This is a genomic window from Bacillus sp. PK6-025, from assembly GCF_056530265.1.
The window spans coordinates 12,499-29,056 of record NZ_CP096510.1 but is presented as its reverse complement, the minus strand read 5'-3'; the positions used below and the strand labels follow the sequence as shown (position 1 = coordinate 29,056).

At 43.3% G+C, this 16,558-nt stretch carries 35 protein-coding genes; all 35 read left to right on the top strand.

Going from position 1 to position 16,558, the window contains the following annotated elements:
- Window positions 1-347 precede the first annotated feature (347 nt).
- Window positions 348-515 (top strand): helix-turn-helix domain-containing protein, encoded by a 168-nt coding sequence (locus M1D67_RS22635; protein ID WP_479831868.1) that lies wholly within the window; start codon window positions 348-350, stop codon window positions 513-515.
- 24 nt (window positions 516-539) lie between these two features.
- Window positions 540-1,616: a hypothetical protein gene (locus M1D67_RS22630; protein WP_479831867.1), complete on the top strand. Its 1,077-nt coding sequence runs from the start codon at window positions 540-542 to the stop codon at window positions 1,614-1,616.
- On the top strand, window positions 1,507-2,442 hold the full coding sequence (locus tag M1D67_RS22625) for an ATP-binding protein (protein WP_479831866.1): 936 nt from the start codon (window positions 1,507-1,509) through the stop codon (window positions 2,440-2,442). Before M1D67_RS22630 ends, M1D67_RS22625 begins: the two co-directional genes overlap by 110 nt.
- Window positions 2,443-2,456: 14 nt before the next feature.
- Window positions 2,457-2,630 carry a hypothetical protein gene (locus tag M1D67_RS22620; RefSeq protein ID WP_479831865.1) on the top strand — a complete coding sequence of 58 codons (174 nt, stop codon included), beginning with the start codon at window positions 2,457-2,459 and terminating at the stop codon, window positions 2,628-2,630.
- A 49-nt stretch (window positions 2,631-2,679) separates the two neighbouring features.
- The gene (locus M1D67_RS22615) at window positions 2,680-3,039 is read left to right on the top strand and encodes a hypothetical protein (RefSeq protein WP_251225457.1); all 360 of its coding nucleotides are present in this window, start codon (window positions 2,680-2,682) and stop codon (window positions 3,037-3,039) included.
- Window positions 3,040-3,054: 15 nt separating this feature from the next.
- The gene (locus M1D67_RS22610; RefSeq protein ID WP_479831864.1) at window positions 3,055-3,549 is read left to right on the top strand and encodes a hypothetical protein; all 495 of its coding nucleotides are present in this window, start codon (window positions 3,055-3,057) and stop codon (window positions 3,547-3,549) included.
- A gap of 111 nt (window positions 3,550-3,660) precedes the next feature.
- The gene (locus tag M1D67_RS22605) at window positions 3,661-3,966 is read left to right on the top strand and encodes a hypothetical protein (RefSeq protein WP_479831863.1); all 306 of its coding nucleotides are present in this window, start codon (window positions 3,661-3,663) and stop codon (window positions 3,964-3,966) included.
- 137 nt (window positions 3,967-4,103) lie between these two features.
- Window positions 4,104-4,277, top strand: a complete 174-nt coding sequence (locus M1D67_RS22600; RefSeq protein WP_416720156.1) for a hypothetical protein — start codon at window positions 4,104-4,106, stop codon at window positions 4,275-4,277.
- 3 nt (window positions 4,278-4,280) lie between these two features.
- The gene (locus M1D67_RS22595) at window positions 4,281-4,778 is read left to right on the top strand and encodes a hypothetical protein (RefSeq protein ID WP_479831862.1); all 498 of its coding nucleotides are present in this window, start codon (window positions 4,281-4,283) and stop codon (window positions 4,776-4,778) included.
- On the top strand, window positions 4,775-4,879 hold the full coding sequence (locus M1D67_RS22590) for a hypothetical protein (RefSeq protein ID WP_479831861.1): 105 nt from the start codon (window positions 4,775-4,777) through the stop codon (window positions 4,877-4,879). The genes M1D67_RS22595 and M1D67_RS22590 overlap by 4 nt, the downstream gene beginning before the upstream one ends.
- A 4-nt stretch (window positions 4,880-4,883) precedes the next feature.
- Window positions 4,884-5,063, top strand: coding sequence for a hypothetical protein (locus M1D67_RS22585; RefSeq protein ID WP_479831860.1), 180 nt, complete (start codon window positions 4,884-4,886; stop codon window positions 5,061-5,063).
- Window positions 5,063-5,269: a hypothetical protein gene (locus M1D67_RS22580; RefSeq protein ID WP_479831859.1), complete on the top strand. Its 207-nt coding sequence runs from the start codon at window positions 5,063-5,065 to the stop codon at window positions 5,267-5,269. The genes M1D67_RS22585 and M1D67_RS22580 overlap by 1 nt, the downstream gene beginning before the upstream one ends.
- Window positions 5,270-5,271: 2 nt before the next feature.
- On the top strand, window positions 5,272-5,469 hold the full coding sequence (locus M1D67_RS22575; protein WP_479831858.1) for a hypothetical protein: 198 nt from the start codon (window positions 5,272-5,274) through the stop codon (window positions 5,467-5,469).
- The gene (locus tag M1D67_RS22570; protein ID WP_251225464.1) at window positions 5,466-5,891 is read left to right on the top strand and encodes a RusA family crossover junction endodeoxyribonuclease; all 426 of its coding nucleotides are present in this window, start codon (window positions 5,466-5,468) and stop codon (window positions 5,889-5,891) included. The genes M1D67_RS22575 and M1D67_RS22570 overlap by 4 nt, the downstream gene beginning before the upstream one ends.
- Complete coding sequence (locus M1D67_RS22565) at window positions 5,870-6,082, top strand: hypothetical protein (protein ID WP_251225465.1); 213 nt, start codon at window positions 5,870-5,872, stop codon at window positions 6,080-6,082. Before M1D67_RS22570 ends, M1D67_RS22565 begins: the two co-directional genes overlap by 22 nt.
- A gap of 15 nt (window positions 6,083-6,097) precedes the next feature.
- The gene (locus M1D67_RS22560; RefSeq protein ID WP_251225466.1) at window positions 6,098-6,289 is read left to right on the top strand and encodes a hypothetical protein; all 192 of its coding nucleotides are present in this window, start codon (window positions 6,098-6,100) and stop codon (window positions 6,287-6,289) included.
- Window positions 6,286-6,822 (top strand): single-stranded DNA-binding protein, encoded by a 537-nt coding sequence (ssb, locus tag M1D67_RS22555; protein ID WP_479831857.1) that lies wholly within the window; start codon window positions 6,286-6,288, stop codon window positions 6,820-6,822. Before M1D67_RS22560 ends, ssb begins: the two co-directional genes overlap by 4 nt.
- 73 nt (window positions 6,823-6,895) lie before the next feature.
- A complete protein-coding gene (locus M1D67_RS22550) occupies window positions 6,896-7,033 on the top strand; it encodes a hypothetical protein (RefSeq protein ID WP_251225468.1) in 138 nt (45 codons plus the stop codon).
- A 95-nt stretch (window positions 7,034-7,128) separates the two neighbouring features.
- Entirely contained in the window at window positions 7,129-7,551 is a 423-nt protein-coding gene (locus M1D67_RS22545) for a hypothetical protein (RefSeq protein ID WP_251225469.1), read from the top strand.
- A gap of 17 nt (window positions 7,552-7,568) precedes the next feature.
- Complete coding sequence (locus M1D67_RS22540) at window positions 7,569-7,940, top strand: hypothetical protein (RefSeq protein WP_251225470.1); 372 nt, start codon at window positions 7,569-7,571, stop codon at window positions 7,938-7,940.
- On the top strand, window positions 7,937-8,173 hold the full coding sequence (locus M1D67_RS22535; protein WP_479831901.1) for a hypothetical protein: 237 nt from the start codon (window positions 7,937-7,939) through the stop codon (window positions 8,171-8,173). Before M1D67_RS22540 ends, M1D67_RS22535 begins: the two co-directional genes overlap by 4 nt.
- Window positions 8,174-8,375: 202 nt before the next feature.
- The gene (locus M1D67_RS22530) at window positions 8,376-8,834 is read left to right on the top strand and encodes a hypothetical protein (RefSeq protein ID WP_479831900.1); all 459 of its coding nucleotides are present in this window, start codon (window positions 8,376-8,378) and stop codon (window positions 8,832-8,834) included.
- A gap of 14 nt (window positions 8,835-8,848) precedes the next feature.
- Window positions 8,849-9,286: a hypothetical protein gene (locus M1D67_RS22525; RefSeq protein WP_479831899.1), complete on the top strand. Its 438-nt coding sequence runs from the start codon at window positions 8,849-8,851 to the stop codon at window positions 9,284-9,286.
- A 53-nt stretch (window positions 9,287-9,339) separates the two neighbouring features.
- Window positions 9,340-9,606, top strand: coding sequence for a hypothetical protein (locus M1D67_RS22520; protein ID WP_251225407.1), 267 nt, complete (start codon window positions 9,340-9,342; stop codon window positions 9,604-9,606).
- A 258-nt stretch (window positions 9,607-9,864) separates the two neighbouring features.
- Entirely contained in the window at window positions 9,865-10,257 is a 393-nt protein-coding gene (locus M1D67_RS22515) for a hypothetical protein (RefSeq protein WP_416720162.1), read from the top strand.
- A gap of 353 nt (window positions 10,258-10,610) precedes the next feature.
- A complete protein-coding gene (locus M1D67_RS22510) occupies window positions 10,611-10,775 on the top strand; it encodes a hypothetical protein (RefSeq protein ID WP_479831898.1) in 165 nt (54 codons plus the stop codon).
- Between the two features lie 32 nt (window positions 10,776-10,807).
- Window positions 10,808-11,050, top strand: a complete 243-nt coding sequence (locus M1D67_RS22505; RefSeq protein ID WP_145930130.1) for a hypothetical protein — start codon at window positions 10,808-10,810, stop codon at window positions 11,048-11,050.
- A 32-nt stretch (window positions 11,051-11,082) separates the two neighbouring features.
- Window positions 11,083-11,307 carry a hypothetical protein gene (locus tag M1D67_RS22500; RefSeq protein WP_479831897.1) on the top strand — a complete coding sequence of 75 codons (225 nt, stop codon included), beginning with the start codon at window positions 11,083-11,085 and terminating at the stop codon, window positions 11,305-11,307.
- Window positions 11,292-11,642 (top strand): hypothetical protein, encoded by a 351-nt coding sequence (locus tag M1D67_RS22495; RefSeq protein ID WP_326251516.1) that lies wholly within the window; start codon window positions 11,292-11,294, stop codon window positions 11,640-11,642. The genes M1D67_RS22500 and M1D67_RS22495 overlap by 16 nt, the downstream gene beginning before the upstream one ends.
- Window positions 11,639-11,875, top strand: coding sequence for a hypothetical protein (locus M1D67_RS22490; RefSeq protein WP_479831896.1), 237 nt, complete (start codon window positions 11,639-11,641; stop codon window positions 11,873-11,875). Before M1D67_RS22495 ends, M1D67_RS22490 begins: the two co-directional genes overlap by 4 nt.
- 48 nt (window positions 11,876-11,923) lie before the next feature.
- Complete coding sequence (locus M1D67_RS22485; protein WP_479831895.1) at window positions 11,924-12,439, top strand: hypothetical protein; 516 nt, start codon at window positions 11,924-11,926, stop codon at window positions 12,437-12,439.
- Window positions 12,436-12,639 carry a hypothetical protein gene (locus M1D67_RS22480; RefSeq protein WP_479831894.1) on the top strand — a complete coding sequence of 68 codons (204 nt, stop codon included), beginning with the start codon at window positions 12,436-12,438 and terminating at the stop codon, window positions 12,637-12,639. Before M1D67_RS22485 ends, M1D67_RS22480 begins: the two co-directional genes overlap by 4 nt.
- A 1,400-nt stretch (window positions 12,640-14,039) precedes the next feature.
- Entirely contained in the window at window positions 14,040-14,537 is a 498-nt protein-coding gene (locus M1D67_RS22475; protein ID WP_479831893.1) for a sigma-70 family RNA polymerase sigma factor, read from the top strand.
- 23 nt (window positions 14,538-14,560) lie between these two features.
- Window positions 14,561-15,301 (top strand): phage terminase small subunit, encoded by a 741-nt coding sequence (gene terS / locus M1D67_RS22470; protein ID WP_479831892.1) that lies wholly within the window; start codon window positions 14,561-14,563, stop codon window positions 15,299-15,301.
- Complete coding sequence (locus M1D67_RS22465) at window positions 15,288-16,553, top strand: PBSX family phage terminase large subunit (protein WP_479831891.1); 1,266 nt, start codon at window positions 15,288-15,290, stop codon at window positions 16,551-16,553. Before terS ends, M1D67_RS22465 begins: the two co-directional genes overlap by 14 nt.
- Window positions 16,554-16,558: the final 5 nt, after the last annotated feature.

The window sequence follows — 16,558 nt, the reverse complement described above, 5'->3', positions numbered from 1 at the left end:
TTGTTCGATCCCATAAAAAGTAAACATTTTTAATTATCTGAATATTTAACACAATTTACAACCGGTACCACATTTTTCAGCTATACCAAACTTCCATAATAGGGATAAACTACAATTACATGCAATCCTTATGAAAAAAATTTAATAATTTTGTTAAAAAAGGGGCTTGTAAAATCGAACATACGTTCGTATAATTTTCAGTAACGAGGTAATGGAGCGAACAAATTCAAAAAAACGAAAAAAATTCCTAAAAAACCATTGACCACATGACCCCACATAAGGTAATATAAAGACACACCAAGAAAAACAACAAGAAAAATTACTTTATGTAGGAGGAAAAAGTCGAAATGGAAAAATTTTTAACGCCAAAACAGCTTAGTGAAATTCTTCAGGTGTCTATCGAAACATTGCGCCGATGGAGAAAGGAGGGTATGCCTTACAAGCAGATTGGAAGAAGTGTTCGTTTCAATCAAGAAGAGGTCGAAAAGTGGATCGAAGAAAACAAGAGTAATTAAGGTAGAAAAAAAGAAGACCCACCGGTGAAAGTGGGCCGCGTAAACAATTCTTTTATCGAATTATACCACGCAGAAAGGAAAAAACGTATGTCAAAATTTTCTAGTGGTCATCCGATTGTTGATGCTGTGGGGCAGATGAGTTTTGAAGGAAATGTCATCCCTCACACTTGGTTCGAGACATTGAAACTCAAAAGCGGAAAACCGGATTTAGTTTCAATCGTTTTACTTGCTGACTTCGTTTATTGGTATCGCCCTAATCATGTACGGGATGAAAATACAGGGATGCTTACAAGCGTAAAAAAACGATTTAAAGCGGACTTGCTTCAGAGAAATTACAAGCAGATGGAAACGATGTTCGGATTTTCAGAAAAACAATGCCGAGAAGCATTGAAGCGGCTTGAAGACAGAAAGGTTCTAACTCGAATATTCAAAACGATCAAAACAGAACAAGGAACCAGACTCAACAATGTAATGTTTATTGAGCTTCATATTGAAGGTCTTATGAACGTAACTTTTCCGTCGGGGAACCACCTGTTTCCCTCTAGGGAAGGAGGGGTGTTTCCCTCTAGGGAAGGAGGGGTGTTTCCCTCTAGGGAAGGAGGTCATGTCCCACAGGGAAATACAAATACAGAGATTACTACAGAGACTTCAAATACAAAGATTACTAATACAGAGACTAAGGACTTTTCTTTGCAAATTGAAAATTTGCGTCGTAGGTATTCCGATGAGCAATTGAAGATTATTGATGATTATTTAGAAATGATTAAGCATACAAGGGTTAGCGGGAAAATCGCTAAAAGCGTAATTCTCAAAATGTATCAAGATTGGGACAAGCACCCGGCAATATGCGTTGAATACGGATTGAAAACACACATCGAAAACCCAGCCTATCACAGCAGGAAAGAAAATTACACGTTAGGCATCATCAGGAACACAACGTCAGAAGAGGCGGCGGCTAAGTTGAAACGTGCTTCAGAAGGAGGGGTGAACAATGTTCGACGATACAAGGAAGAACAGAACCGTATCCCTCAACGGGCTGTTAGAGAAGATGTCCAAGTCTTCACCGAAAATCAGATCCCAGATGAAGACCTACCTTTCTAACGAACGTTGTCCAGTCTGTAGCAGAATGACGATCTATCTTGATGAACTCGGACAAAAAAAGTGTCATTGGTGCGAAACGATGGCGCCGATCGAAAAAGAAGTTTCGGAGAAAGCGCAAAAAGAAGCACTGGAACACGAAAGAAATGTAGCATTCAGAAGATTCGCCGATTTATCGTATTTCTCAGACGACATACAGCACTGTTCTTTTGACAATTTCGATCCTGTGACTGATGAACAGAAAAGAGGTTTCGGGATAGCCAAACGATACGCGGATAATTTCGATCTGGAAAACCCTCAGACGCTTTACTTATTCGGTGAAGTGTTCGGATGCGGCAAAACACACCTTGCTTACTCGATATCAAGGGAAATTATAAAAAAAGGATTCAGCGCACTTTTTATAAACATGCCTATGTTTTTAGACGCGCTGAAATCCACCTATCGAAAAAGCTCGGATACATCGGAAGACGACATTATGCGAATAGTGAAAGATGCGGATTTGTTGGTCATTGATGAGCTTGGACTAGAAATAGACGGCGAAGAGATAACGGCACGGCCTGAAAGGCACAAGGTTGAGAAATCAGCGTGGCGAAAGGAAAAAGAGTACACACTATTTAACATGCGGCAAGGAAAACACAATGTCATGACGGGGAACTTGTATCCGTTTAGATATCCAGACCCTAATACAAACCGAGTCTTCCCGGATGAGGGGAAAACAGTGTTAGAAGACATCATGAACCCGAAAACGTTCGATAGGATGTTCAGAAATGCGACATGTGTTCGAATCGTCGGAGAGCCAAGAAGGCGGCGAAACATAAAAATATATTAAAGGGATGCGGGCTTATGAGAAAAGTTTTTCCCGGCGTTTTTCTCCTTGGAGACAAGGGGAAAGCGCCTCAAGACTTATCCGAATGTTGCGAAGTTTTAGAAAAAAAGATGCAGGAGATCGAGAGCCGTTTACAGGCTGATAGAGAGGGTTTGAACGAAAGGGTACCAAATATACTTGAAGCGATTTAAAAAGCCCACATCGAAGCGAGAGAGGGCAAAAACGAGGTGTTAAAAAGTGATGGTGGATGTCCAGAAGGTTGTAGATGAATTGGAAAACATTCTGAAGAAGTCAAACCTTTCCGCCCTAACAGCATACGCCAAAAATAACTACTCAAATTCGACTATCAAAATCGTTAACTATGACCCTGTTTATAGCGGAATCGAATTTATAGACTCGCATCCGGGAGACTGGTTGAGAGGATTCGTCGAAAAGAAGGAAATCAATAGGTACACGATGGACAAGCTTTTCAGACAGCTTTTTAAAGACATGAATTTAGAGGCGATCATCCAGAAGGACCCGGCCAAGGAAATGAAAATTTTCATCGACGACGGGGACAGAATCGGGCTTAAAAACGTATATTTCGTTTTCAAAAAATGAGGAGGTAACAAACAAATGGGATATAAAAACGAATGGAGAGAGTTCAAACGGGTTGCATTTGAAACAGGATTTAATCGCCGGGACATCATCAGGGAAATGGGATGGACGCAAGAGAAAGCACGAGAGTTTTTCAGAGAAAACGACATTCCGAATAAAGGGTTTTCGGCGGTTGACTTGCTAAGCGTGAACGAATTTATTCAGCTTTATTTAGAATGTGACAGCGATTATCATATGGCGGAAATCTTAGGTTGCCGGATGGAACGAATCAGCATCATGAAAGGCCGTTTAAACCTTATGAAATTAGATCGAAAAAACGCATTGGAGCGCAGAAAACGCGAAAATAAAGAACGCATCGTTAATATGTACCTTGATGGATATTCTTTGGATGAAATTTGCTTCGAAACGTCAATGCACATCGCTACAGTCGAACAAATTTTAAAAGTGGAGGGGGAGCTACACAGTGAATGCGAAGGAAGCGGCTACGAAATTGATCGGCGGCATATTGGTTGAAGCGTTAGACAAGGCGGGCATTAGGCTTTTATGGGATTCTGACTTGCTGATGATGGAACACAAAATCAGGACACACTCAAGAAAACCACATGAAAGAGAGGATAAAAAGCAATGAGAAAATATGATCTCCTTGATTATCTGTTATTTTTCGGACGAGGCAAAGAAAACGCCAAGCGTGCGGCCGATCTGAAACAATTCGGCGACAGCAGAACTTTAAGAAATTATGTCCATGAACTCAGAATTGAAGGATATCCGATTTTATCTGGTAACTGCGGCTATTGGTACGCAATGAGTAATCAAGAATTGAGAGAGTGTTTGAATAGGTTGTCCAGTACCATTTCAAACACCCAAAAGGCTTATGAGGCTTTAAATATACACCATCAAAACAACTATATCAATAATCATTTATTACCGTGAAAAAAGAAACAAAACCGACAACGGTTTGGGCCGTTTCCCTTTAAAAAAAGGATTCGTCTTTAAATTTTGAGGCGAAACGGCCTAATACTTTAGACATAAATTTCATAGTATCGGAGTATGAAAGGGGACGAAAAAACATGAAAAAAATTATTATTTCTTACAGTGGCGATAAATTCGATCAATGGAGACTCGGACAAGCTGGCGGATATATCGGATTGGAGAAGAGCGGGAAACCGGTTTTCGTGTTCCGAACAAAATCGCAGTACGAAAATTATCTGGCATTGAACAGCCAAAGGAAAATCGGGGTGTGAAAAATGACGTTCGGACTTTCTTTAACGGCGAAGGGATTGACTAAGCAAAAGTTTGATGAGTTGAGAGCGAAAGGGCTTTCTTATGAAAGAATCGCAAAGATGTTCTCCGTTAGTCATGAAACCTTGAAGGCGTGGAGGATATATCATGGCTATCCGGTGGGGAAATATCCGGGAAGAAAAACAATTTCACTGTCAATAGAGAAATACGAAGAATACAAGCAAGAAGGATACGCAGACAAGGAAATCGCGGAATACATTCTAAATTGCACATCCAGAGAGCTGTCTGACTGGAAAAAAAGAAACCAAATTACATCTTACGGGCAAATACTATTCACTCAGGAACAATACGAAGAGCAGAAAAAGCAGGGCAAAAAAGAAAAGGAAATCATGAAAATATTCGGTTTTAAAAATCCCGGTTCTTATTACGCCCATAAAAGAAGAATAGGCATTGCGAAAAAGAAGCGACCTGATTCTCATTCGTGGAAAGAAGGGGTTTCATGAAACGACTTTTACAATCTGCGGCGGCCTTAGCAGGGATTATCCTGCTGGCCGTCCATAAAGAGAAGAAAATACAGCGGTGGATTGAAAATGACGGGAGGTAGAGGGATGAGAGCAGAAAAAGAAAACAAAGCATACAAAGAAGCGTTTGACTATATCCAAAAAGCCATATACACGCAGCATTGCACAAAAAATCATATGGACAATACAGAGTTTGAAAAAGGCGAGATAAGCGGGCTTATTCAAGCAGGGAAAATTGTAGAAAAAGCGATGGGGGAAATCAAATAATGAAAATTCAAAAACAGCAAGTTAACTCTCGATATTGCGGCATTATCAAGGACATTCTCACACTTGAAAGATTCGAAGAGGAAGGGAAACAATTCGTGAAGGAAACACGATCAATCTACTATGTCGGGATCCCGGTAAGAAGATGGATGATCATACGGCCGACAAGTTTGAGTGATTCATTAAGATCGGTATTTGGAGGCGTCTGATTATGGAGGGGATGTTGAAAACGGCTTTAGATTTAGGGCACGGGTGTTGGTATTGCGGCGGCAAAGATGGAGATGATTTGGGCTTTTCAATAGAATTCGACACGCCGGTTCATAAATGTTGCTTGAATGGTGCCATTGCGCGAAATGCGGACGATGAAGAAGCGTGGATCATGCTTGATGAATTGGAGGCGGCGGAATGATCACCCTTAACATACCAGTCGAACCAATGGGAGCCGTCCGGATGACCGGGCGCGGGAAATTCGTAAAGCCTAACGCGAAACGGTACCTTTCATACAAAGATTTCATCAAATTCAAAGCCAAAGAACAGTTAAAGGGACAGGAGTTTTTCACCGGTCCGATCGAGGTCGAAATCCTTTTCTTGATGCCGATTCCGAAGAGTTGGGCTAAGTGGAAAAAGCGAGTGGCGCCCGGTAAACGGCACACTGTTAAACCGGACATCGACAATCTGATCAAAGGTGTATTTGACGCCCTCAATCAAATAGCGTGGATGGATGACAATCAGGTATCGGAGGTCACAGCCTGTAAGAGATACAGCGAAAATCCAGGAATTACGGTTCGAATTACAAGGGCGGCGGAAGTATGGGAAAAAGCAAACGCCTAATCATTCGATACAAGAATCAATACGGGCGCACTGTGGGGCATGACACCCTTTGGAGGGGTTTAGATACCATCAAAGACTTAAAACGTCGCTACGGCTTCATAAACGAAGATTTGACGCATGTCGAACTTGATGGTCGGGTTTGCGATTTGCAGGAAGTAAGAACAGCGCTTGAGAAAGAAGAAAACAGATAAGTCGGAGGGGTGGGCGTGGAAAATCTTAAAGGCTTATGGGTGTGCGTGTTCCACCGTCACACGCTGAATATCGAGAAACAACGCGGCGGCGAACTTTTCGGGACAAGACATGAAGAGATTTCAGAATATGCGGAATATGTAACAGACTGCTTCATCAAGGCGGATACATTGAAAAGAAACTATTTTAGGGAGAGTGTACAAGCATGATCAATGATGTTGTTTTAGTGGGTCGTTTAACAAGGGATCCGGAGTTAAGATACACACCGAACGGGGACGCGGTCGCAACTTTCACACTAGCGGTAAATCGGTCATTTACGAATCAGCAGGGAGAACGCGAGGCGGATTTTATAAACTGTGTTGTCTGGAAGAGAAGGGCTGAAAATGTGGCGAACTACTTGAAAAAAGGATCATTAGCCGGAGTAGTCGGGTCTATCCGGACACGGAATTACGAAAATCAGCAAGGGCAGAGAGTATTTGTCACGGAAGTACATGCAAATGATGTGCAATTTCTCGAACCAAAGGGGAGCGGAAACGGCGGTGCCCCAAATTACAACCAGAATCAAAACAACAATCAATCTTCCGGCGGGTTTGGACAGAATTCGGGAACAAGCGGACAGCAGAACGGATATAACGGAGCCGGCAGGGCAGAAGCTCCACCGAATAACAACCCGTTCGGAGAGGACCCATTCGCAAGCAATGGAAAGCCGATCGATATTAGTGACGATGACCTTCCGTTCTAAGAGCATAGCGGCATAGCGGTATACGATACAGCCTGAAAAATCGATACAAAACCCGACACGAGGCGGTGCTTGCATGAGAAAGAAGAAACCAAACAAAGAACAGCGCGCCAAGCTGAAAAAACAGCATTGCGACACATGGACATCAGGATTTAAATACGGCTATAACATGGGATACGAACAAGGGAAGAAGGAAGCAAAAGAGGGGCGTTAAGCATAGCGCCCCCCTGCCCAAGAAAAAATTGTTAAAATAACACTTGCATTTCATAGTGTCACACTATAAAATAGAATTGTGAAAGGGGAAAGAACATGGCGACAAACCTAGTCAGCAAAGAATTGTTGGACTCGATCGAAAACCCGATCATTAAAGAGTTCTTTCAAACAACAGTAAGGCAACAAGAAAAGGGGATTAAAAAGTACGGGGTCGAGGTTAAAACCGATTCGTATGATTTGAGGGGGTGGGTGAACCACGCGTTAGAAGAAACCGTCGACAAGGGCGTTTATCTCGTATCGGTTTTACTGCTTTTCGATGATATGGAACAAAAACTAAATGAAATGTACAACCAAGCAATCAGAGACAAAGAACTAGCGATGAGATTGAATGATCTTTATGAAGCGGACATCTTCAGGGAAAGAGCATCAGCGATTTATCAGTGCGGCCGGATATTCGGGTTTGATTTACGGGACAAGCAGGAGGTCGAAAGGGCGCTGTTAAGGAAATCAGATAAATGAGGGAGGGGAGAGAAACCGTGATATACGATGAGATTCCTAAAACGGACAGGCTACTGGCCGAAAAGGTTCTTGGCTGGACAAGGGAAACGCCGAAAGGGAGGATATCAAATAAACAATGGTACAACAGAAACGGGCGGCATATGGGGTTTTTCAGTCAGTTCCGTTTCTCTAAAAGCCTTGATGATTGCAAATACTTACTTGACGCCATCGAAGAGCGCTTCGGGTCCTTTATCCTGACAAAAGACTACAAAGGGCCTTACAGATTCAAAATCATTAGCTGGAACAATGGCGGCTATGACGTAATAGCGGAAGAGGTTGACGACACAAAGGCCGGCGTCATTATAAAAGCGGCGCTGGAAGCATGGAACATAAAGGAGGCGGCGGAATGACACATGAATACCCAGAACACTTGGGAGCGGATAGGGGGAAACCTTACATTTTATATCGGTGTTTAAAAGATGAGAAACCAATAGAATTTTATCGGTTTTATCGCGATGAAGTGGAAAGCATTCGTGATACAGACGAAGGATGCAAGCTGTCTTTTAAAAACGGCGACTGGTTCGAAATGGGGATGACGGCGGCGGAGTTTAAGGGATTGATCGGATGGGAGGTGGCCGAATGATGCTAATAGCTTTACAGGTTGTATTAATGATTGTGTTACTCTTGTCGGTAATTGGTGTGATAAGCGAGAACGAAAGCAAGTCGAAACAGGCTAATATAACGGCGGTGTGCTTAGCGGCGATGATCAGTCTTGTCATAACATTCACCGTGATTTGATATAGCGGTGTAGCGGTACGCGATATGGATAAAAAGGAGCGGTGAACATGGGAACGATATTTAAAATCAAGGTGCTATACAAAAGCGGGATAGAAAAAACTTACGAAATAACCGGTAGCCCCGATAAATTGAAAACAGCAGAAGATAAAGGAATGACTATCTCGGCATTAATGCAAACTGCTTTGAAGGAAAATTTCGGAATAGTTGAAGGTTTAAAGGGCTTTTATGTGAATCCCGATGCGATTGCGGCCGTTGAAATCGAGGCGGTGGACGATGATAGTGAGCAAATGAAGAAGACCGAATCGAAAAAAAACGGTACATCGGACGGTATAACTTTTGGAGAGATTGCCCTTGACGGGGAATGGTACCAACTGAAAAACATAGTTACACATCGTAGTGGCAGGCAATTCCTTATATTAGAAGGGGAAAAAGGGGTTAGGGAAATTATGTATGACCCGAACACAGGGAGTAACGGGCTTTATTTATTAGGGATAAATAATAATTAAAAGGGGAATCGATGATGAAAAAACTAATCAAAACAATCGTCACACTGTCACTCTTGCTTTCTGGAACGCTTTTATTCTCACAATCTGCGGCGGCAGTCTGGTCACCTTGGCAAACGGAGTTATTCGGCCATAAGGCGAGGATTTTCACTGACGATACCTATTACTATTCAGGAGCAAAGTCGGTTGACTGGCGGGCGGAAAAGAAGGGATCAGGGACGCTTTACTATACAGCGGGCGTCTATAAAAAACGTTCTGGTGGCGGCTTAACTGATACAAACCTTGTACAGCGGGGACACTTCAAACACTCAACGCCGTTAAAATCATTCAGCGTCAACGAAATGCGGAAGCGAACCGGGAAAGGATCATATGTCATTCAGATCGATTGCTACACAGACGCAAAGAAAAACAATTATGTCGGGACGTTTGAATCCAAGACATTTTATATCAAATGATAGTCATAGCGGCATAGCGGTATACGATATAACCGGAAAAGGAGCGGGAGAACATGAAATACTATGAAATCCATGAACCATCTTATGCATTGCTTGCGGCAGAGGACGAAAAGAAAGCGGCTGAGGTGTATGTCAAGTGGGTTGCTGATGATGATGGGACATTGAAATACAACATCAAAGAAGTTAGTCGGCAATATGCGCTTGGGCTTGTTGGGGATTCGGTTTTTCAATCTAAGCCTGAATTGAGTGTCGCGGAGTTTGTGAGAGACTTTGACGATAGAGAAAACACTTATTTATTGTTCAGTAGAGGTCTGGAATAGGTATTCATAGCGGCATAGCGGAAACCGATATAAGGGGAAAAGATCAATTTTAAGCGAGGGGGGCGGAATGTGTCAGCCTGACCAAGACAGCACATTCCACCGCCCGATGCTTCAGTGATAAAGAAAGAAGCCATTTCATTATAGCAGAAATATCAGTCAGAAGATTCCGGAAAATTAAAGAAAAATTAAAAAAAGTTGTTGTATTTCATAGTCCGAGAGTATAAAATAAAACTATAAAGAATAAAGGGGCTGTGTTGAATGGTAGGGAGAACATTGAAAATCATGTTTTTGTCAATCGCCTTCATTTTCTTTTCGGGGTATCAATACTATTTCGATCCAGATTTAATCGAATCATTTTTATTAGCTGTCGCGTTCATTTCGTTCGCTTTATGTATACTATTTGACAACATTCTTATCAAAATCGGCCTGCTGTTGCTTGGCGGATCGGCGTTTCTGTATCATCGGATGCTTTATGAGCTGTCACAAACACAAGTTGTAACTCTGCTGATCGTGTTGGTAGCAATCACGGCCACGGCGTTTTTTAAAGACATCGATAAATACTTAGAACCGAGAGCAGAGGAAGCGGCAGAGAAAAAGGCATCTGAAGAGCCTGAACGCTTGCGGGTATGGAAGGAGAAACACGGCAGATGAACAAAGATCGGGAAGAATATTTAAAAATTCTTGAAGAACATGGCATGACAGAAGAAGAGGACGACGCTTTGACGCAAATCATGCACGATATAGATTTTGAATGGTGAGCGACCGGGAAGGAGAATTTCATCAGATGATCAGTAACATTAAGCAATTGGCCATATTTATACTTATGGCGACCGTTCTATCTTCAGTGGTAATGACAGGGCTGTACTTTGCTTGTTATTCAGTTGTCGGCCATGACTACACCATAGATATACTTTCGTTACTATCTGTCCCCGTTGGGGGATTTTCAGCAATATTTACACTGATGGTTATAGATAAATAATCGGTCAAGACAGGAAGGTGAGGAAATGGGACGTATAACAGATGCAAAATGTCCGACGTGCGGTGAAAACCTGCACAAAGATTCATTGCAACCTGATGAAATTGACTGCATCATCGATTTCGAGCTTCTCGAATGCGTGAAATGCGATAGATTTTTTACGCGGAAATTCGGAAACGAAAAACTCGAATAAATAACGGCCGGATCCGGGAAGGAGAATGAGGGATGAACAGAAGCATTTTTAAGGGAAGAAATGAAAAAGACATTTTGTTGAAACTAATGTGGGAAATTGTCTTGAGAGAAACACAGGTTGAAGATGATGCCGGCTGTAATTGGTTTACATTAGGGGATAATACGTATATAGCTGATACGGATTGGCACGTTTCCAGTAATAAAGAAGTTGCGGAATTAGTAAATGCTATTAATGCTTTAGAAGGCCACCTGCAGTTAATTAATCAAAAACCTTAAACGGCGGCCGGAGCCGGGAAGGAGAATGAGGGATGAATTACACAGAATGCCCGGAATGCAGAAATAAGCAGATCATCGAATATGGAGAGGAAACTTTTCAATATGAACGTTCTGCGAGAACAGGGAAGTTATTACGGAGGTCGATTGAGGAAGGCGGCTGGTGTGCTTTCAAATGCCGTTGCGGTTGGGATAGCTATAAGGAACAGTTTGAAGTGGATGAAGATGACGAGGAGGATGACGAATGGCCGATATTCTAAGAGAAGTAAGGCGGGGGATTGGCGAGGTTTCGGAACGCGGTTTCGAGGTTAAGGCAATCAAATTACGTCCGGATGTGAAAGAAAGATTAGTCCGGGACCATTTGGACTTATTAGCCATCGAGGGAGACGAAGAAAGAGAGGAAACGCCATGGACACTCTTCGGCTATCCCGTAGACGAGGGGGCCATGAAAGAAGATTTTAAAATCGAATTTCGTGCCGGTACGCATGTTTTAGAACTTGGCCCGGACGAAAAAATCGTGAAGGCTCACAGTTACACGCATGACGGATTAAAAATGGCATCTTATCAATTTGTTAAACGGGAGGCGGCGGAATGATGCCTGAAAAAATAATTGATGAAGTAAATTATTTAATGACTTTGACTGATGATGAATTAAACGAATTATTGATAAGTGAAAAATATAATAAAGCAAACTTGCGGGAGCTGGTAAGGCGTACTTTGAAGGTTGCAAATGAGTATAAAAAAGCCTTTGAGTACGAGACGAGCGAAGAGAAAAAAGAAACTGATGAATCTTTAAAGCTTTATGACCGAACGGGGGCGACGGAGTGATCCTATGGCGTAGCGCTGTAGCGGTATACGATATAAGGAGGAAATGGTATGGATACAAAAGAAATTGGACAAGTTGCAAGCATTGCGCATGAATATGAAAACCATGAAATCGCAATCGGTATAAAATTCTTCAAAGGGATTAAGTCAGAAGATGTGAAAAAGGCTTTATTGAGCATCGGAGAAGTGTTGAAAGCTGAAAATATTAGCATTGAACGTTTCGAGCGTCATTTCGGTGTCGATGAGAAGGCGGATGCGAACACGGTACGAGAAATAATGAAACAGGCCCAAAAAAGAATTGAAGAGTCTTTGAAAGTCGAAAATACTGAAAGGTATCGCTCAGTAGTAGAACACATAAAATGCAGGGCGCGGGACGGGTATGATCATGCGACATATAAGTTTTTGTCTAGTTATTTAGGATATTATGAAGATATAATCCGAGCATTAGAGGAAAAAGGGTTTAAGTGTTTAATTCGCGACGCGAAACCTCAAATGTTACCGTCTGACTCTTCTATGGATCAACAAGAAATCCTAATTTCATGGGCGGAAACGGAGGAAGCAGAATGAAAAAAGAACATGTCAAGACAGTTTATTCAAACAGTAGTCAGGAAGCAATCGAACACGCAAAGCACGCTTGGCATTTAGGTTTTGTGGTGGATATTGAACAAACGCGGCCGCAAAGCTCTTTCGAAGAATACGGAGAGCCGGACGAAAAAAAGACGTTCCGGGTTCATATATCCAAGTTCATAGAGGAGTCGGCGGAGTAATGTTCAAGGTTGTTTATCATCGCCATCATCAAATGTTCATAGGGGGTGCGGAGGAATTCAAAGTGATACCGATATTAATTGATGAAACGGGCGTCGGCATTGAAATAAATGGAATATAAAAAAGAAGCATGGTATAATGAACACACTGCGGCCAACAGTCGAGTCATTGTACACAAAGTGTGCCCGTCAAGGGGCTGGCTCAAAGTGTCTTTTTGTAAATAGACTTCCCTACGAACTTTGCGGGCTCAAGGGAAGTCTATTTTTTGTGCGTGCATATCGGTATATTGGTATGCGCTATGAAAAAAGGATGCACTTCAGACACGGGGAAAAGCCCGTGATATAATTTAATCATAGTTAACTATAAGAACGCTATTCAGTAGCAGGATGGGGGTTAGCCCCGTCGTCACCTGTAAAACGCCCGTCCGGGATCGGAAAGATTGGTCGGTTAGGTGGGTAAGCGCTGAATAGTGTTTTTTACATACGATGGGGATGACTGCCGGTTTAGGTTGTGTAGTCACGGAACGGTTGGGAATGGGGGAGGCCGTCTGTTAATTTTGTTTGTTGTGACGCGTGTCCGGAAGAGGGCGGGCGAGTTCCTGCTAGTACGGGCGCGGGTCAGAGTGAATAAAATCGTATGCGGTGGCGGAATAGGTAGACGCTTAGGCATAAGATCGGATACGACTCGGCGAGGTTTTAAAACCCATGGGAACCGTTAAAGGGGAAGTCAGGTAAGCTGCTGCCCGTTGTGGTGAAATGCTGATCATGCAAGGTGCAAATCCTTGCCCGCATATCAAAAGGGAACTTACGCCCGGCTACTGAATAGCCAATTGGAACCACTTTATAGACCATTGGGTCGGTGGGATAGGTAGTAATCGTGGGGCGGAGCAGGGCACTTGAAGATATGGGTTAGGGTGTCCACAGACTATCTACCATGTGTAGAAAAGTATTCTTGAAGCGTGTGAAGCGTTTTAAGCTGTGGTGGCGTATGTTGCTATATGGCTTACGCGAGCGGCTAAGAGTGGTCAAGGGTCGCAATTCGCTATTATAAGCTCATCTGCCATGTGCAGAAGGAGAATCCCGAAGCACGCACAGTGTCATCGGGTTTTAGGGTTCGGGGTTATCCCGGACGGACATATTGCCGATAAGGCCTTTGCTACTAACTACTTTGTAGGGTGAACCCGTCACAGCCTTATCACGGGCGGCAATATTGAGAGGAAGCGGCACTGATAATGATCGGGGTCGCTTTGTTTCTGATGCGGGATCAGGGGCAACTGATTTCGATTAAATTGTTCGCGGATTTTTTCATCTTCCTACCAAGATAGCTGTCACAGACACAGCACGACAAAGGGGTGTCCTAACGGGCGCCCTTTTTTTCTATGAAAACATAGAGGGGCAAAGACATGAAAGAGCTGTTATCGAGCTACAAAAAAACGTTACACGAAGCAGTTGATAGATATAACAACATTGAGGATTGGAGAACAAAAGAAAAGAAAATCGTTCAAGGTATCATTTCTGATCTGGAATATTCGATTGAATGGATGGAAAAGCGAAGGGCGCCGGGATTACGTCGATCTATCAATCGTCGGGACAAGTGGGCGCGGCTAACGCTTAAAGATCCGGCGCACATGGTTATTTATACGGATGAACACGCGATCATTACGAGAACAACTGAACGCGTGACGGATGATCAAATGGAAATCCTTAATAAATGTCTGGCCATACTCACGGAAAGACAAAGAGAAATGTTCCTCCTGCATGTCGGAGAGGGGTTCTCTCTCGGGAATATCGCGGAACATTTGGGTGTGAAAAAAGCAACCGTCCAAACAACAATCGAAAGATCAAAAGCAAAAATACAAAAATACATCAAAGGAAAATTTTCAAAACAACATAACCCATAAAGGGGGCGGCGGGTGAATGTAATATGGCTGAAAAACACATACAGGCACAAAAAGATTATGTCAAAGGGATGAAATATAAAGAATTGGCCGAAAAGTACGGCGTGTCGGTGAACACCATTAAGTCGTGGAAACAGCGGCACGGCTGGACGAGGAAAAAGGGTGCACCCATTGAAAAAGGTGTGCGCACAAAAAAACCGGGTGCGCCGAAGGGCAATATAAACGCGCTGGGGAACAACGGCGGCGCGCCGAAGGGCAACCAGAACGCGAAGACGCACGGGTTCTTCTCGAAGTATCTCCCGGCGGAAACACTCGAACTCATGGAAGAGCTTCAGGAGCGGTCACCGGCTGATATGATATGGGATCAAATTCAGATCCAATACGCGGCCATTATACGGGCGCAGAAGATCATGTTTGTTCGAGATCAGGACGACACGGCCAAGGAAATGAAAAAGATCAAATATGAGGTCAGAGGAAGCACGCAAACGGGTTATGAATCTGTCCCAGCGGAAAAGGAATATGAACTACAATTCGCTTGGGACCGTCACGCAACATTCTTAAACGCTCAATCGCGGGCTATGGGCGAGCTTAGGAGCTTGATAAAGCAATTTGACGCATTAGCCCATGAAGAGGACGAAAGGCGTCTTAAACTTGAGCAAATGCGCTTAAACATCGAGAAGACGAAAGCGGAAGTCGAGAAAGATGCACGCGAGGACGCTGTGATGATCGTCGACGATATAGGAAGTGATCATATTGGCGAAGGTTAAGCGTATATCGGACATCATAACGCCTAAATTCCGATCATTTTGGGCGGCGGCCAATAGTCATGAATACCTTCGGTATGTCTTGAAAGGCGGGCGCGGCTCTTCAAAGTCAACGCATATCGGTATACGGCTGATAAAGGACATGATGCAATACCCGGTCAGTACACTTGTGGTCCGGAAAGTAGGGAACACGTTAGGAGAATCTGTATTTGAACAGCTCAAAGAGGCTATCGAGCTGTTGGGCGTGGGCGCGTATTGGCGCGTCAATAAATCCCCCCTGAAGCTCACTTATACGCCACGAGGGAACAGTATCATATTCAGGGGTGCAGACGATCCAGCAAAGATAAAATCTCTCAAAATAGCAAAATACCCGGTTGCCTTCCTGTGGATTGAAGAGCTGGCCGAGTTTAAATTCGAAGAAGAAGTGTCCATGATTGAAAATTCCGTTTTGCGCGCTGAACTGCCGGACGGTCTTTTCTATGCGTTTTACTACTCATACAACCCACCGAAGAGAAAGCAATCATGGGTAAACAAAAAATATGAATCTGCATTCGTACCAAAGAACACATATGTTCATCATTCAACGTATCTCGAAAATCCATTTATATCAAAAGCATTCATCGAAGAGGCTGAAGGCGTCAAAGAGCGGAAGCCGTTAAAATACAGATGGGAATATCTCGGAGAGGCGATCGGCTCCGGCGTCGTACCGTTCAACAATCTACAATTCAGGAAGATCACGGACGAAGAAATCAAGTCGTTCGACAACATACGACAAGGGAATGACTTCGGATATGGTCCCGACCCATTGGCATTCGTCCGTTGGCACTATGACAAGAAGAAAAACACGATATACGCTATGGACGAGCTATACGCCCATAAGATGTCAAACAGGATGTTAGCTCAGTGGATTAAAGGAAAAGGCTATGACAGCAACGAAATTATCACAGATAGCGCAGAGCCGAAATCTATAGATGAACTCAAGAAGGAACACGGTATAAGGCGTATCAGGGGAGCCAAGAAGGGGCCGGACTCACGGCAATATGGCGAGGAATGGCTTGATGATTTAGACGCTATAGTGATCGATCCAGAGCGCACGCCAAACATAGCGCGCGAGTTTGAAAACGCCGACTATAAAACCGATAAAGATGGTAACCCGTTGCCTAAATTAGAGGAAAAAGATGACCACACTATAGACGCTACGCGATACGCTTTCGAAAGCGATATGACGAAATCGGGTATTTCATTTCTTAAATAGGGGGC